This is a genomic window from Psychrobacter sp. CX5, assembly GCF_057621535.2.
Window position 1 is genome coordinate 1,727,812 of record NZ_CM177735.1, and the last position, 17,224, is coordinate 1,745,035.

Here is a 17,224-nt window from a genome sequence, read left to right on the forward strand (position 1 = left end):
ACACAATAAAGAAGGATGTTTATAAAGCATAGTTATCATTTATGCCACACCTCTACTAATTGCCTTGTCTATTAGATTGCGATGATAGACAAAAGTTTCAAGCCTATACTCTCAAATAAATTGAGAAATTGCGAAGTTTTTTTACAAATTTTAAAAATATAAAATTTAATTTGGTGATTTAGGTCAAAAATTGAGCAAAAAATATTGTATGGTCAATTAAAGGGTTATTATCATAGGGTTTATATATTAGGACATATATTTTTAGGCGTTTAAGTTCTAAACGTTTAAATCACGACCTCAGCAAAATAACGTGTTGCTTGAAGTTTATCCATAAGCCCCTTATCTAACTGATAATACCCACTTTAAAATAATCGCATTTTAAGATAACTGAACTGGTATAACATAAACCGAGACTAAAAGTTAACTCTTTTAAATGTTAATAATAAATGTAAAAACGAATAATTAAAATGGACATTGGTAATATTATGACAACGACAGCCACTCAAAACACCGCATCACAAACCATCAAAGCCACCTTAGACTTTAGCCGATTTAAACAGCACTTGGTCAATGTCACCTTAACGTTTGTCGCTCATCAAGATGCACCAACCTTATGGTTACCTGCTTGGATACCGGGCAGTTACTTAATGCGTGAGTTTGCACGCAACATCACTGCGGTTCATTATCAAACTTATGAGGACGATAAAGGTCAAAGTGGAAAGACTTTACGTAGCAATAGGTTACGCGCGAACAAGCTAAGCAAAAACGAATGGCAGTTAACCGATCTGAAATTTGGAGAGGCCGTCGAGGTCACCTATGAAGTGTATTGTTATGATTTATCGGTGCGCACCGCTTATGTCGATCAGACACGCTTATATGGTAATTTTACCTCGCTAGTACTGGCCGTAGAGGGTCAAGAAAACGCAGCGGTTGAGGTCACTTTAAGCGTGCCGCAAGCGTTTTATGACGGCAACAAATCCCCTGATAATAATCAACAACCCGTCAAAATTGCCTGTGGACTAAAACATACTCATATCCATAACGACGCCCAATATTATTATCATCTTGAAGCCGATAATTATGCCGAATTAATCGATTATCCGTTTGAGATTGCCCCACAAGACGAGTTTGATTTCATCATACACGATGACAGTCACAACACCATTGCCCATCGTTTTTATATTGCAGGCAAGCACACAGCCAATATGGGCAGACTGCAGCAAGACGTGAACCAAATCTGCCAAACCTATCTAAATTGGCTTGATGATGCCCCTTTTAAAGACTACACCTTTATGACCTATGCCAGTGGCAACGACTATGGCGGGCTAGAACATATTAACTCTACCAGCCTTGTCACCCCACGTAGCGACTTACCTACAGCGCAAGAGTCTGACGAACCTAGCGAGGCTTACCAACGCTTTTTAGGCTTATGTAGTCATGAATATTTCCACTCATGGTGGGTGAAAACCGTTCGTCCCGATGTTATGCTTGACGTAGACTTACGCCGTGAGGCATATACGCCACTACTGTGGGTTTTTGAAGGTTTCACCTCCTACATTGACGACTTTATGCTACAAGCCTCAGGCGTGGTCAACAAAGACAGCTATCTTAAATTGTTGGGCGCACAGATTAACCGCTACACCCAAACTCATGGGCGTCATTTGCAAAGCGTTGCAGAATCCAGCTTTGACGCTTGGATTAAGTTATATCGGGCCGATGAAAACACCGGTAACGCAGGCATTAGCTACTACAATAAAGGGGCGCTAGTGGCCTTATGTTTAGACCTCACGTTGATGCAGCATAGCGATGGCAAATACCGTATTTTCGATGTGGTCAAAGCCTTTTATGCCAAAGCTAAAGCTGAAAACAGCAAACGCATTGGCATGGATAATGACAATCTTGAAGCGGTTATCAGTCAATTTATCGACACACAAGTATGGCTAGACTTCAAAGCCCGTTATGTTGACGGCGTAGAAGAGTTACCAATCAAGCAGCTACTTGAGGCCAATGGCGTTAGTCTTAGCGTTGACGATAAAGACAATACCTTAGCGTGGGGCATTGCCGTTACCGAGATCTCAGAGGGGTTAAACGTCAACAAAGTATTGCGCGATAGCGTGGCAAGTGAGGCAGGCCTCTCCGCCAAAGACATCATAGTTGCGATTGATGGTGTTAAGGCGACCAAAAAACAACTACAAAGCGTTGCAGAGTCAAATCTTGACGCTATTGAGTGTCATGCGTTCCGTCGTGATGAGCTAATGCTCTTTACTGTTGCCAATAAAACTCAATCGGGCATTACCGCCAATCCTAGTTTAGAAAAAGTGAGTTTGAGTTTAAACGACTCAGGGTATGAGCAATGGTTGACGCCTAGTTTTGTAAAGTAGTTTTGAGAAGTGGTTTGGTAAAGTAGTTTGGTAAAGTATCTGTTGGGTTAAGGGTTATTGTGTATATAAGACTACAACGTCTAAAAAGAGTCGAATGAATCCTTTAATTCTTACCCACCAATATTCCCATAGAATAATAGAACGTCTCATAAACTAAAGATTTCAACTTTGGTATTAGCGAACGATACATTGAGGTCTGTGTTGGTGAAGGCTGGCAGGTCATATCATGGTGTACCGCCAATGCTATGGCTCGTTTCATATGCAAGGGGTCTGACACGATTAAACAGGTTTCATAGTCCAGACTATCCATTATTTGCTTAGCTTCAATAAGATTCTCAAAGGTATATCTCGACTTCTCCTCAATTAATATGACTACTTCTGGCACACCTTGGTTAATCAAATAACGTTTGGCTATTTCGCTATCTGATACGCTAGACCCTATACCCAATCCCCCTGTCAAAATGATTCTTTCCACCTTATCTTGGTCATATAAATACTTAGCATGATTAATTCTTTCTCTAAATACGGGAGAGGGCAAATCTTTAACAGTGCCTGCACCTAACACAATAGCAACGTCAGATTGTACATCGGAATAGACTTTCGAAAATTGGTATATTTGGGTGCTATTAAACAAGAGAAAGCCTAAGCCAGCCGTCAATAAGATAAGCACAATACGTTTAATATATTTAAGAGTCGTCATCATTTATTCATCATTATTTATTAAAAAAGTATCAAAAAGATATATATTTTAAATTATTTTGAAGGAAACTAGATGAATAAACCGAGTTGTTTATGTGGCATTTAAGCATCTCAATATTTGATTAAGTTGGGCATTAGGTTTTTCATTCGCCGCTGCATTTGCCAATTTAGGGTTAATGCTTATCGATAACTCAATCAATGGAGAGTTGATGGAAAAGGTGTTAAAGCGTTTCACTTTGAATAGTATTGTATTAGTATCATGAGTGTAAGAGCACATGTTATGCTTACCCCCTCTAATTTAACGGGTTTATGACTTATCTATATCATCCATTGAGAAATTTATGAAACCTAAGATGCCATCCTTGCCTCTTCTTACGCTTTTATTTATGGCATTTTTATCGCCTACAGCCTATGCGCTTGAATCCAGCGATGACTATGAAATTATAGATATCTTTGAAGATGAGTCGTTTGCGAACTATATAGAGGAAGATGAACCTTACGCTCAATATATATTTGAAGTTGAAAAGGGTAGCACCCAGAAGGTTTTTACTGACCACAGTAACGTGCGCCGTCAGCCTAATTTATCATCCGAAGTAATAGATCAGTTAGCAGTAGGACAAGAGGTTGTTATTATCCAACCAGCATCGGTATTAGAGTTAGGACTACGCTCAGCACATTGGTATAAGGTCCAATATAAGAAGGATAATAAAACCCATACCGGCTATATATGGGGTGCTAACTTAAGTATCGGTTATCGACACTTAGAGGGTTATGATTTTTTATTAGGTGTTAATCAAGCATCAGACGCTAATAATAATACCGATGTCGATATGGGTGTCAAAGTGATTAAGGACAATAAACTTAAGCAAAGCGTGGTATTTAGCGCCTATTACGAAAGTTTGACCAGCGTTGATTTTAAATGGGGCAGAAATACAGGACTTAAGGGTGTATCAGGGCTTTTAACCGCTAGTGTATCTGGTGAGGCGTGTGGCATTCCTACCAGCTCTAAACATATGTTATGGGATGGAAACAGACTTATCGAATTGCCTACATTAACCAGTGTTGCAGATGCAGATATTTATTATCATGGAGAGGACTATATCTTTCCGAACGACAAAGGCGGTAAAGCGGGGCACATCATTATGCTTCTGGAAGAGTCAACCAATCAAGAGGCACTTGAGAATGATGAGCTACAACCGAGCAAGACAGTGTTTAAGCACACCATGTATCGATGGTTAGTAGATAGAGATGGAAAAAATGGTAGGTTTATTAAGCTTTGATCGGCTTATCAGACGCCCAGCGATACTCTGTTTCTTTAGCCACTTGCTGAGCAAGCTCAATACCATGTCTATCTGCGATAAAACCCAACGCCATATCCATGCCAGCACTCACGCCAGCAGAGGTGTAGTATTTACCATCGACCACCCAGCGGGCCTGTTTAATCCAGTTAACGCTATTAGATTGTGATGTTGCCCATTCCCAAGCTATTTTGTTGGATGTCGCTTGCTTGCCATCGAGTAAGCCTGCTTTCGCCAACAAAGCACTGCCCGTACAAACAGACAATATCCACTCAGCGGTATCAGCAAGTTGACGTAAGTTTTCTAAGAATTGAGTATGATTAACTAGCTGTCGAGTGCCAAGTCCACCGACGACTAATAAAATATCGGTAGGGTTCGGTAAATTGGTAACAGGGTGAGTCGGCACGGATACACCGTGGGCATTATGAATTAACCCGCCGTTTAGGGAACAAAACTGAATGGCATAACGGTCATTGAGTCTGCCAAACATCTCGACAGGACCGAAGAGGTCTAAGGTTTCAAAGTTATCGAATATCAAAGCGCTAATCGTTTGCATATTATTTATCCTCAGTATGTATGAGCAGTATTAAGATCAGGATTTATTTATTTCGTTTATACCTACTCTCTCATTTATGACTACTAACTAACTGTCTATCAGTTTATCTAATTCCTAATTCCTTCAACCGCTCTTTACTCAAATGCACCCGCACAAACTCGCCAACGCCTAGATTACCCAATTCAAATCCAGCCACTGACCAGCGGATAAGTCGCAAGCAGGGTAGGCCAACATGCGCGGTCATCCGTCTAACCTGTCGGTTTTTGCCCTCATAAATGGTCATCATCAACCAAGAGTCAGGCACACTTTTACGTTCGCGTATGGGTGGATCACGTTGCCATAATGGCATGGGTAACTCTTCTTCGCCTAAGTGTTTGACTTCAGCTGGAAGCGTCTTGCCATCTTTTAAAACCACACCGTCTTGTAATTGAGTCAATTGTTCTAGTGTTGGGATGCCTTCAACTTGCACCAGATACGTTTTGCCTTGTTTGCGACCTTGGTTGGCTTTGGGGGGATGGGTAATGGCTTTATTGACCTGACCGTCTGAGGTCAAGATAAGCAGTCCTTCACTGGTGGCGTCTAATCGACCTGCCACCCGCAACGTTATATCAGTAAAGAACTGTGATAACGGGGCAAATTTATTATTAGCATCATCACTAAATTGGCTTTGCACGCCGTAGGGTTTGTTAAAGAGGATAACGCTTGAGGTTGCCATAAACGAGAGGTTCCAAATACATCAATAAATATTAGAGAAAATAGCTTCGGTTACACTTCTTCAATGCCTCGGTTAACACCGCTACCCTCAGCCCGCCATTGAATAACCGATAGACTGGTTGACGCCATAAGACCAAGTACTATATAACCCACTAGAGCATGTAAGCTTGCTAGCACACGTCCAATACCTTGGGGCTGAAAATCCCCATAACCGGTTGACGTAAAGGTAATAATCGAATAATAGCAGCACAGCCAAAAGTCATAAGTAATAGGACTGCCATCACGTGTGGTATCAATAATACCGATTTGAGTATAAATACTTGATAAGGTCAATAAGAATAAAAATACGTTAAATAAAGAGAGACCAAGCTCTTTCCATAAATGACCACTGTCGCCATAAATGCGTTTTAACGTACTACATAGCGACCATAAAAAAACACCACAAAATACGAAACCAAAGCCAATAATTAGCATGTCACGCCAATGACTATCCGGTAGAAAACGAGCCAGAATATACCAAAGGCCAGCAAAAATAATGAACAAAATAAGGGTACGTCTACCTGTATTCAGATTTAGCATAATAAAGTGCCTAATATAAAATACCTCAATAGTCTAAACTACTGAGGTATTAAGAACCTGTATTCACAAGCTATAATTGGCTCTTTTTGCCTAAAACAAGCCACTACTTTGTTAAAATTCGGCTCGAATAGAATGACTATTCAACCCAATTTTGCCTCGTATTGTCTCATTTTATTCTAAAAATACCATAACTGTAGCTTATGAATACAGGTTCTAAGATAAAATTAAATAGCCAGATTACGAAGATGTTGGAGCAGCAAAGCATCACACATCTTTGCCAAACCAAATGAGCTTATAGTGAGTCTAATGCCTCGTTGAATGTTTTGCTCGGGCGCATGACCTGTGTTACGGTATCCTCATCGGGTAGATAATACCCTTGTAAGTCAACGGGCTTGCCTTGTACGTCATTAAGCTCTTTGACAATCTTCTCTTCATTATCAGCAAGCGTCTGAGCAACTGATTTAAAAGTCCCTTGCAGCTCGCTGTCTTTATCTTGCTTGGCAAGTTCCTGAGCCCAGTACAGCGCTAGATAAAAATGACTACCACGATTGTCAAGCTCACCCACTTTACGAGATGGCGACTTGTTATTGAGCAGTAGGGTTTCGGTCGCATCGTTTAAGGTATCGGCGAGTATTTGCGCTTTGGCATTGTCATTATGCTCAGCTTCATGCTCAAGCGACACCGCCAACGCCAAAAACTCACCAAGCGAATCCCAACGCAGATGGTTTTCTTCTAACACCTGCTGAACATGCTTTGGTGCAGAACCGCCAGCGCCCGTTTCGAACAATCCGCCACCGTTCATAAGTGGGACGATAGATAGCATCTTCGCACTGGTACCTAGCTCTAAAATTGGGAATAAATCGGTCAGATAATCCCGTAACACGTTACCAGTCACAGATATAGTATCTTGCCCCGCTTTTAGGCGCTCAAGAGTATAGCGGGTAGCTTCTCGAATAGACATGATGTGGATATCGAGACCCTCGGTGTCATGATCTTTAAGATAGTGTTCTACTTTTTTAATCAAAGCGGCATGGTGAGGACGGTCTTTATCTAACCAAAACACGGCTGGCATGCCACTGGCCCGTGCACGAGTCACCGCAAGTTTCACCCAGTCTTCAACGGGGGCGTCTTTCACACGGTTCATACGCCAGATGTCATCTTTTTTGACCGTATGTTCGGTCAAAACATGACCTGATTCATCGATCACCTGTACCTTGCCTGCACCTTTGGCTTGAAAAGTTGTATTGTGAGAGCCGTATTCTTCCGCTTTTTTCGCCATGAGTCCAACGTTGGGTACTGTGCCCATGGTTGTTGGATCAAAAGCGCCATTCTCTTTGCAGAATTTAATGGTCTCGTCATATAGCGCAGCATAACTGCTATCAGGAATAACCGCTTTGGTATCATGAAGTTTGCCATCTGGCCCCCACATTTGACCGCCATTACGAATCATCGCTGGCATGGAAGCATCGACAATCACATCACTTGGCACATGTAGGTTGGTGATACCTTTATCGGAATTAACCATTGCCAGTGGCGGATTTTTGTCGTAGATCTTTTGAATGTCCGCTTCAATCTCAGCACGTTTTTCATCGGGTAGTTCTTGAATCTTAGAGAGCAACTGAGCAAACCCATTATTGACATTAACCCCAATCTCATCAAAAAGATCACCATATTTATCAAATAAATCCTTAAAGTAAACCCTAACCGCTTCCCCAAATATAATAGGGTCTGACACCTTCATCATGGTGGCTTTTAGATGTAGTGAGAATAAAACCCCTTGCTGTTTAGCATCCTGTACTTGATTTTCAAAAAACCGAGTTAATACGTCAAAGCAGAGTATAGAGGTATCAATAAGCTCTCCCTCAAGCAGGGGAGATGCAGATTTAAGCTCAGTAACCTCGCCATTTTCGTCGGTAAAAACGACACGATACTGCGTTGGTTTATCAATATTGAGGGTTTTTTCATCATCTGCGAAATCACACGACGCCATCGTCGCCACATGGGTCTTGGAGTCAGGGCTCCACGGCTTCATAGAATGAGGGTGGGCGCGCGCATAGGCCTTTACTGCTTTGGGTGCTCGTCTATCAGAGTTGCCTTCGCGTAGTACAGGATTTACTGCACTGCCTTTGATTTTATCGTAACGTGCTCGAATATCGTTTTCTTCGTCGGTTTGCGGATTATCAGGGAAGTCGGGTAGGGCATAGCCTTTATCTTGTAGCTCTTTGATAGCGGCTTTTAACTGTGACACTGAAGCACTAATGTTGGGTAATTTGATAATATTGGCTTCGGGTTTTAAAACCAGCTCGCCAAGCTCTGCAAGGGCATCAGAAACACGCTGATCTTCAGAAAGATAGTCAGGGAAAACGGCTAAAATGCGATGCGCTAAGGAGATATCACTAACGCCAATATCTATACCTGCTGTCTTGGTAAAAGCTTGCACAATGGGTAGTAAAGAGTGGGTTGCTAGCGCAGGAGCTTCATCTGTTTTGGTATAGATAATCTTTGACATGGTTGTTATGTATCCTTTTTTTGTTGTTATGATGAGATATTAAAAATAAAAAATTAAGAAAATAGTATTAGTATTTATGGCTTAACTGAGCCTAATCTAATAGTAAGCTCGGTCTAATATTATTTAAGCATACTAAATTGTTGGTCTGGACGTCAGTTTACAAATCGTATCTAAAATTAAGCGAATCTGTCTTTTAAACCTAGAATATAAGCCTAACCTAGAATATAAGCCAAGAGTATAGAGGTACTGACAATAAAATACCCCAAGAGTCTAAGACCCTTGAGGTAGTTCGTTACAAAGTTTGCTAAGCGATGATAGCCATTTGGCTCATATTAAATATAGTTGTATGTATTTAATATAATGGCTATCGTTATGACAAATTCTTTGCGCAGTTATATAACCATTATAACGAAGCAATGGCCTCGTTAAAGGTTTGACTAGGACGCATGACGCTCTCAGCGATTGAGTCGTCTGCTAAATAATAGCCATGAAGATCTACCGCATGACCTTGAACCTCATTAAGCTCTTTTAAGATGGTTGATTCTTCACTGGCAAGTTTGTCAGCCAGCGGCGCAAACTGTGCTTTTAAATCAGCATCGTCGTCTTGATTGGCAAGCTCTTGAGACCAATAAAGCGCTAGGTAGAAGTGGCTACCCCGGTTATCAATCTCTCCCGTTTTACGAGAAGGCGACTTATTATTGATCAAGAGTTTTTCAATCGCTTCTTCAAGCGTACTTGCCAACACTTTCGCTTTATTATTATCTTTGCTTCTTGATAGATGGGCTAAAGACTCTGCTAATGCCATAAATTCACCGAGTGAGTCCCAACGTAAATGGTTTTCCTCAAGCAACTGCTGAACGTGCTTAGGTGCAGAACCGCCAGCACCAGTCTCAAACAACCCGCCGCCTTTCATCAATGGCACAACGGACAACATCTTGGCACTGGTACCTAGCTCAAGAATTGGGAATAAGTCAGTGAGATAGTCCCGTAAGATATTACCCGTAACAGAGATGGTATCAAGACCACGTGATACACGTTCTAAGGTGTAACGCATCGCACGTACTTGCGACATAATCTCAATACGAAGACCTTCTGTATCATGATCTTTTAAATAAGTTCTTACCTTTTTGGTAAGCTCATTTTCATGGGGTCTGTATGGATCTAACCAGAACACGGCTGGCGTATCTGATTCGCGCGCTCGATTGACGGCAAGCTTGACCCAATCTTGAATCGGCTCATCTTTAACCTGACACATACGCCAGATATCGCCTTTTTCAACGCGCTGCTCCATCAATACTTCATCGGTATCGTTATCAACAATACGCGCAACACCACCATCACTTGACTCAAAAGTCTTATCATGTGAGCCGTATTCTTCCGCTTTTTTAGCCATCAAACCAACGTTTGGTACCGTACCCATCGTAGTAGGGTCAAAGTTACCATGCCACTTGCAGAAATTGATCATTTCTTGATAAATGCGCGCAAAGGTAGACTCTGGCATCACGGCTTTACAATCATAAAGTTTGCCATCTGCGCCCCACATCTTACCGCCATTACGAATCATAGCAGGCATCGAGGCATCGACAATCACATCGCTTGGTGAGTGAAAGTTGGTAATACCTTTTGAAGAGTCTACCATTGCCAAACGAGGACGATGCTCTTGGCAGGCATGTAAGTCATATTCGATTTCTTCACGTTTTGAGGCAGGTAATTGTTTAATCTTATCGTATAAGTCGGCCATACCGTTATTAACATTAATACCGAGCTCATCAAACGTTTTACCATGCTTCTCAAACGCATCTTTATAGTAAATACGAACAGCGTGACCAAACACAATGGGGTGTGACACTTTCATCATAGTGGCTTTAACGTGTAATGAGAATAAAATACCTGCTTCACGGCAGTCTTCCATTTCACGCTCGTAGAAATCGAGAAGGGCTTTTTTGCTCATAAACATCAGATCGATGATTTCTTTATCTTCTAAAGCGATCTCTGGCTTGAGCACTTTTGCCGTACCATCGTCAAGCAAAAGCTCCATACGCACGTTACGCTCTTTATCTAAGGTAATCGACTGTTCGCCATGATAGAAGTCGCCTGCATGCATGTGAGAAACATGCGTGCTTGACCACTGCTTCCATTCACCCATAGAATGTGGATGTTTGCGCGCATAGTTTTTAACCGCTTTTGGAGCACGGCGGTCTGAGTTACCTTCACGTAAAACAGGGTTAACGGCACTACCTAGTGCTTTACCATAACGCTTGCGAATCTCATTTTCTTCGTCTGTTTGTGGGTCTTCTGGAAAATCTGGGATGGCATAGCCTTTACCTTGTAACTCTTTAATCGCGGCTTTAAGCTGCTGAACAGAGGCGCTAATATTGGGCAGTTTGATAATATTAGTATCAGGATCTTGAGTTAATTTACCCAGCTCAGCAAGGTTGTTAGGAACGCGCTGCTCTTCGGTTAAGTAGTCTGGAAATTCTGCTAGAATTCGGGCGGCCACTGAGATATCACTGGTCTCTACCGCGATATCTGCCGTTTTGGCAAAGGCTTGGACAATAGGTAGGAATGATAGGGTTGCTAGCGCAGGGGCTTCATCGGTTTTCGTATAAATAATTTTTGGCATTGTAGTTATGTCTTCCTCTCGTCAGTGGTTAAGGATTAAACGTCGATCAAATAAAGGATGAAAATTAAAATATGCAATCAAATTAAAAGTCTAACAAAGGTTTTAAAAGGGGTAATCAACAAAATTAGGGTGTCTACTTAATAACTTTCTATAACTCTCTATAACTCTCTATAACTCTCTATAACTCTCTATAACTCTTAGAATAGGCTATAACGCTTAAAATAGCTAAATATAATAGAGTGAACTAATTATACTATTAATGGTTATAGGCTATGTATAGGAAATATATTAGCCCTATTTTACCAGTCTTCTATGCTGATATCATCCCTCACACTACAATTGTAAACTATTTTAGCTAATCCGTTGATTAGATGGCATTATAGTGAACATGACGATAACAACAAATGATGATTTGGATGACACTTTGGTTAGGTTTTATGATATTACTGTCAACTTCTAACATTATTGCAACTCATGCTACTTCTACAGCTAATAGACTAGGGCAAATTATATTCTTTGCCCCGTTCTCAACTTACTAAACTCACTGATGCTTTTAACCCAGTAAATCAAGACCTTTAATCAAAAATGCTCGGCTAAAGCCACAGCCTTAAGCGTTGAGAATAAGATATTCGTTATATCTTATGCGTATGAGATTGAGATATTTGCAAAATTTGACCGTACCCCCATTAAGAGTTGAGGCGGGCATTGTAAATTAAAATAAGCCATAAAATGCTATTATCGAAAATACTAAAAACAACCCCATAAAAAGTGACATTAATAGTCATAGATTTAATATTAATGCCAATAAGAACCTAAATCTTAAATTAAGAACAAAGAAAAATAAAATGACCTATTCCTATTCGATAACCCAAGATTTAGATTGTCAACAGGCAGTACAGTGGCAGACGCCTGATACGCCTTTTATGTCGTTTGCTTACTGGCAAGCGCTGACCAATACAGGGGCGATCGGTGCAGAGTCCGGCTGGGTTCCCCTATATATACTTATTTATAAAAGTCAGGAAGCGTCGTCACTTGACGACACAGAGGGTAAGTCGCTATTAGAGGGTAAGTCGCTAAGTGCTGTGTTTCCATTATTTATTAAAGGGCATCATCAAGGGGAGTATGTGTTTGACCATGCTTGGGCTGATGCTTATGCCCGTTATGGGGTGGATTATTATCCCCGGCTAGTGACCAGTGTCCCTTATACCCCAGTGAGCGGCCAACGATTTTGGTTAGCAAAAGGGGTAACGATGGATAGCGCTATTTGGCTAGCTGCTATTAGTGCTATAGACGATGTCGCTAAGCAAACAGGGGCCTCAAGTTGGCATGGGCTATTTATTGATCCTGAACAAGTTGAAAGTAGTCAGCAGCTTGATGGCGCTATATTTGAGCACCAGTTACTTGAGCGTCAGGGCTGTCAATTTTTGTGGGAAAATAAAAATCTAACTAATAACGGCAAACCCTTTACCAGCTTTGATGATTTTATCAATACGCTAACCGCCAAGAAACGTAAAAACATACGGGCTGAGCGCAAAAAAATAGCCAAGCAGAATCTGTCTTGCCAGCTTAAAGTTGCAAAAGAAATAACAGACGATGATTGGGAAGTTTTTTATCAGTGCTATGCCATGACCTATGCCATTCGCGGACGTCATCCTTATTTAACCCCTGAGTTTTTTGAACAAATAGCCGATACCATGCCTGAGCATCTGATGTTAGCTCAAGGACTCACTGAAAGTGGAGAGGTGATTGCCAGTAGTTTATTCTTTTATGATGATCCGGCGCAGCCCAATGCAACCTTATATGGGCGATATTGGGGTTCTCTTGAGGAGTATGACAGTTTGCACTTTGAGCTATGCTATTATCAGGGCATAGAGTTTGCCATTGCTCAAGGCTTAGCCTTTTTTGACCCCGGCACCCAAGGCGAGCATAAGCTTATTCGCGGATTTGTACCGACTAAGACGCACTCTTTGCACCGTGTTTATGATGCCCGCTTTGAGTCCGCTATCGCCAATTTTTGTCAGCAAGACCGCGAATATATGCGTCTATATCGTCAACAAGCACACGAATCACTGCCATTTAATATTGATAATATGCCCGCCTTTAAAGGGTAGGGCACAAAGAATAGGGATCACCAGTTCACGATGTCAATATCAAAAGAGGCCGATTACTGGCTTACCTCCGACGGGTCTTTGACCGCTTTACTAGAAGATAAAGCCGGTCAACCTTTAAAAGTCGAGCGCACCTTTGAAGGTTATCGCCCGTTAACATTATCTCAAAAAAAACAGTTGGGTTATCGAGGTCAGCAACTCAATCGTCCTATGCACGCATGGGTGCGTGAGGTATTACTCTATGGCAGTGCTGCTATGCCGTGGGTGGCAGCACAAAGTATATTTCCGCTGACAAGTTTAGTAGGAGAGGCGAGACGTCTTAAATATTTGCAGGGTACACCTATTGGCTATGTGATGTTCAAACGTCAGTCGACATTGCCGAGTCAAAGAGTGATACAGTTGACACCACAAGGTTGGCGACGAAGTACAGTCTATCAGTGGCATCATAGACCGATATTAATTAGCGAAACCTTTTTGCCAGAATTTCTTAGCTAAAAAACTGAGAGGGTTGTAGATAGCTTCGTTTGATATTTTTAACAAATAGCGATACCTTGAAAACGTCATCTTCGAGTGGTGTTTTTGTCTTTTTTAAGCCTAATTTCATGTTACACTTATTGCCTAATGTGCGACGATGCCACCCCCTTATAATATCTCCTTAAGTGATGCTGAATACATACTTAGACTGGACTTAAAGGTTGTAATATTAAGAATAGACGGTCGGTTGATTTAGCGCTTGTATTTTTTTATGTCAGCGATGACTTATTTATAGGAAAATAATATGTTTAAAGATATCAGTATTAAAGATTATGACCCAGATTTATATCAAGCCATGGTATCAGAAACTGAGCGTCAAGAGAGCCATATCGAGCTTATCGCCTCAGAAAACTATTGCTCACCAGCAGTCATGGAAGCGCAAGGGTCAGATTTGACCAACAAATACGCAGAAGGCTATCCGGGCAAACGTTACTATGGCGGCTGTGAGTATGTTGACGTGGTTGAACAATTAGCCATTGACCGTGCCAAAGAGCTGTTTGGCGCCGAATACGCTAATGTACAACCACATGCTGGTAGCCAAGCTAACTCAGCAGTATTCTTAGCGTTACTAGATGCAGGCGATACGGTATTAGGCATGAGTCTAGACGCAGGCGGTCACTTAACGCATGGCGCTCATGTGAACTTCTCTGGTATTAACTATAATGCCGTACAATATGGCTTAGTAGAAGAAACCGGTCTCATCGATTACGACGAAGTTGAACGCTTAGCTAAAGAGCACAAGCCAAAAATGATCATCGCTGGCTTCTCCGCATATTCTCAAGTGGTGGATTGGCAGCGTTTCCGCGATATTGCGGACAAAGTTGGCGCTTACTTCTTTGTTGATATGGCACACGTAGCAGGTCTAGTGGCCGCTGGCGTTTACCCAAGCCCAGTACCGTTTGCAGATGTGGTCACCACCACCACTCATAAAACTCTTCGTGGCCCTCGTTCAGGTCTGATTTTATCGCGTGATGATAAGCTGGCTAAAAAGTTAAACTCAGCGGTATTCCCAGGCAATCAAGGTGGCCCGTTAATGCACGCCATTGCTGCAAAAGCAGTTTGCTTCAAAGAAGCCTTGCAAGATGACTTCAAAACGTACCAACAGCAAGTGGTGAAAAACGCACAAGCGATGGCTAAAGTCATCCAAGAGCGGGGCTATGACATCATCTCTGGCGGTACTGAAAACCACCTTATGCTTATAAGCCTAGTTAAACAAGAAATGACGGGTAAAGAAGCTGATAAATGGCTAGGCGATGCGGGTATTACGGTCAATAAAAATGCGGTACCAAATGACCCTAAATCACCGTTCGTCACATCAGGTATTCGTATCGGGACACCGGCTATTACTACTCGTGGCTTTAATGAAGCGCAATCTAGCGAGTTAGCAGGCTGGATTTGTGATGTATTAGACAGTCGTGGGGATGAGCAAGTGATCGCTGATACCCGTAAAAAAGTACAGGCTATTTGCAAAGAACTGCCTGTTTATGAAAGCAATCAGTAGTTGTCACCAGTAGCTATAAATAATTGCTGAACTTATATCATAATGGTTTGCTTAAAACCGCTTAGATAATTATCTAAGCGGTTTTTTTGTTTTAAATAACTATGTTAATGAAAATATAGTCACAGAAGTCTAAAATGGTTACAAGGCAACCGAGTGCAAGTAGCCAGTAGCCAGTAATACGGGTATAGGCTTAACGCAGTTAACGCCGTAACCGTTTAGTAGTTCGTTGACGATAGAGAAATCTTATGCATCTTAGAATACACTCTTTTTACCCTGTTAAGGAGCCACTAATCTCTTTACATAAACGGTAAATTAACAAAGATTTGAAGTACGGTGGCGTTGACAATATCGACAAAGAACGCACCAACCATTGGCACAATTAAGAACGCTTTTGGAGACGCTAAATAGCGATCTGTGACGGCTTGCATATTAGCAATCGCTGTCGGCGTCGCTCCCATACCAAAGCCGCAATGGCCTGCTGACAAAACAGCCGCATCATAGTCTTTACCCATAATTTTAAAGGTAATTAAATACACAAATGCGATCATCGCTAATGTTTGAACCAGTAAGATGATTAATACGGGGCCAGCAAGATCAGTTAACTGCCATAGTTTTAGAGATAGCAAAGCCATGGCTAAAAATAAACTTAACGATGCGTTACCAATTACATCGATGGCCCGATCAAACATATGAAAATCAAATACGGTCGTCAGTACGTTACGGATGATAACGCCCCCTGCCAGTGCCCAAACAAAGGTAGGCAGGTCAAACCAAGTGCCTTCTCCGACAGCGGTCATAATCTCAGCAAAAGCTAAGGCACCTGCAAACAGTGCTAATGATTCGATGGTAGAGGATGCCGTGATGAGGCGTATATTGTCCGGCTTCTCAAAAATCTCTTTATTTCTATAAGCCTCTTCTTCACTGTGTTTAGTACTATACAGTGACTGCTTGCCGGCCAGTTTTTCAGTTTCACTAGGATTGGGATTGACAGGCGTAGGCTTGACGCCTAGACGATTGATTAATCGGCGGGCAACAGGACCACCGATCACGCCGCCTGCAACAAGACCATAGGTGGCGACCGCAATACCTAATGTGGTGGCGCCAACCACTCCATATTGCTTCTCTAAGGTGATTCCCCAAGCACCAGCAGTACCATGACCACCCGTCAAGGCGATAGAGCCTGTGACCAGTCCCAGTAAAGGGTCTAGTCCCAATAAGCTTGCCATTGATACCCCAACGATATCTTGAATGACAATAAAACCTGACACCACACCAGTAAATATTAGTAACGGTGTCCCTCCTGCTTTTAAGCGCCCAAAGTCAGCACTTAAGCCGATTGAGGCAAAAAACATTAGCATACAAGCAGTTTGAAGCTCTTGCTGAAAGTTGAAGCTATAGCCCCAGATCATATTTAACAGAAAAACGATGATCGCCGCTACTAATCCCCCTGCAACCGGTTCTGGGATATTAAAATCTTCTAAGAACTTAATCCTTTTTACTAACACTCGGCCTAGTAGTAACACTAAGGTGGCTAAGATTAAGGTGTAGTAGCCATTTAAAGTCACTTCCATAAGTTGCTCCTTTAATTTAAAGCATAATTAAGTATCTTTAAGCATCTGTAAACGTCATTCAGACTCATTGGTAACAACCGACACTTTTATGACAATAAATAACCTTAATTTGATAGGAGGCTAACTCCTGCCAAATTAAGGTTAATAGCGT

Annotated in this window: 12 protein-coding genes; 5 read left to right on the top strand and 7 right to left on the bottom strand. The window is 41.7% G+C overall.

Translation table 11 applies throughout. From position 1 onward, the window contains the following. Nucleotides 1–485 precede the first annotated feature (485 nt). Entirely contained in the window at nucleotides 486–2,381 is a 1,896-nt protein-coding gene (locus tag AC21OG_RS06730) for a M61 family metallopeptidase (protein WP_487377984.1), read from the top strand. Nucleotides 2,382–2,484: 103 nt separating this feature from the next. On the opposite strand, the gene AC21OG_RS06735 is transcribed toward AC21OG_RS06730, so the two are convergent. Then, entirely contained in the window at nucleotides 2,485–3,084 is a 600-nt protein-coding gene (locus tag AC21OG_RS06735) for a YdcF family protein (RefSeq protein WP_487377983.1), read from the bottom strand. A 337-nt stretch (nucleotides 3,085–3,421) separates the two neighbouring features. On the opposite strand from AC21OG_RS06735, the gene AC21OG_RS06740 reads away from it, so the two are divergent. After that, on the top strand, nucleotides 3,422–4,360 hold the full coding sequence (locus AC21OG_RS06740; protein ID WP_487377982.1) for an SH3 domain-containing protein: 939 nt from the start codon (nucleotides 3,422–3,424) through the stop codon (nucleotides 4,358–4,360). Here AC21OG_RS06740 and AC21OG_RS06745 read toward each other — a convergent pair. The 5 genes from AC21OG_RS06745 to AC21OG_RS06765 form a co-directional block, all read right to left on the bottom strand. Next, nucleotides 4,350–4,934, bottom strand: a complete 585-nt coding sequence (locus AC21OG_RS06745; RefSeq protein WP_487377981.1) for a DJ-1/PfpI family protein — start codon at nucleotides 4,932–4,934, stop codon at nucleotides 4,350–4,352. The two genes, AC21OG_RS06740 and AC21OG_RS06745, sit on opposite strands and share 11 nt — an antisense overlap. 103 nt (nucleotides 4,935–5,037) lie before the next feature. After that, on the bottom strand, nucleotides 5,038–5,649 hold the full coding sequence (locus AC21OG_RS06750) for a pseudouridine synthase (protein ID WP_487377980.1): 612 nt from the start codon (nucleotides 5,647–5,649) through the stop codon (nucleotides 5,038–5,040). Between the two features lie 50 nt (nucleotides 5,650–5,699). Beyond that, nucleotides 5,700–6,227 (bottom strand): ion channel, encoded by a 528-nt coding sequence (locus AC21OG_RS06755; protein ID WP_487377979.1) that lies wholly within the window; start codon nucleotides 6,225–6,227, stop codon nucleotides 5,700–5,702. 292 nt (nucleotides 6,228–6,519) lie between these two features. Then, nucleotides 6,520–8,736 carry an NADP-dependent isocitrate dehydrogenase gene (locus AC21OG_RS06760; protein WP_487377978.1) on the bottom strand — a complete coding sequence of 739 codons (2,217 nt, stop codon included), beginning with the start codon at nucleotides 8,734–8,736 and terminating at the stop codon, nucleotides 6,520–6,522. A 403-nt stretch (nucleotides 8,737–9,139) separates the two neighbouring features. Further along, nucleotides 9,140–11,359 (bottom strand): NADP-dependent isocitrate dehydrogenase, encoded by a 2,220-nt coding sequence (locus tag AC21OG_RS06765; protein ID WP_487377977.1) that lies wholly within the window; start codon nucleotides 11,357–11,359, stop codon nucleotides 9,140–9,142. A gap of 845 nt (nucleotides 11,360–12,204) precedes the next feature. On the opposite strand from AC21OG_RS06765, the gene AC21OG_RS06770 reads away from it, so the two are divergent. From AC21OG_RS06770 to glyA, 3 genes are all read left to right on the top strand, one after another. After that, nucleotides 12,205–13,470: a GNAT family N-acetyltransferase gene (locus tag AC21OG_RS06770; protein ID WP_487377976.1), complete on the top strand. Its 1,266-nt coding sequence runs from the start codon at nucleotides 12,205–12,207 to the stop codon at nucleotides 13,468–13,470. A gap of 30 nt (nucleotides 13,471–13,500) precedes the next feature. Further along, nucleotides 13,501–13,962, top strand: coding sequence for a chorismate--pyruvate lyase family protein (locus tag AC21OG_RS06775; RefSeq protein ID WP_487377975.1), 462 nt, complete (start codon nucleotides 13,501–13,503; stop codon nucleotides 13,960–13,962). Between the two features lie 283 nt (nucleotides 13,963–14,245). After that, nucleotides 14,246–15,502, top strand: coding sequence for a serine hydroxymethyltransferase (glyA, locus tag AC21OG_RS06780; protein ID WP_487377974.1), 1,257 nt, complete (start codon nucleotides 14,246–14,248; stop codon nucleotides 15,500–15,502). A 296-nt stretch (nucleotides 15,503–15,798) separates the two neighbouring features. Here the strand turns inward: glyA and gltS are convergent, their stop codons facing one another. Next, on the bottom strand, nucleotides 15,799–17,073 hold the full coding sequence (gene gltS, locus AC21OG_RS06785; RefSeq protein ID WP_487377973.1) for a sodium/glutamate symporter: 1,275 nt from the start codon (nucleotides 17,071–17,073) through the stop codon (nucleotides 15,799–15,801). Nucleotides 17,074–17,224 lie beyond the last annotated feature (151 nt).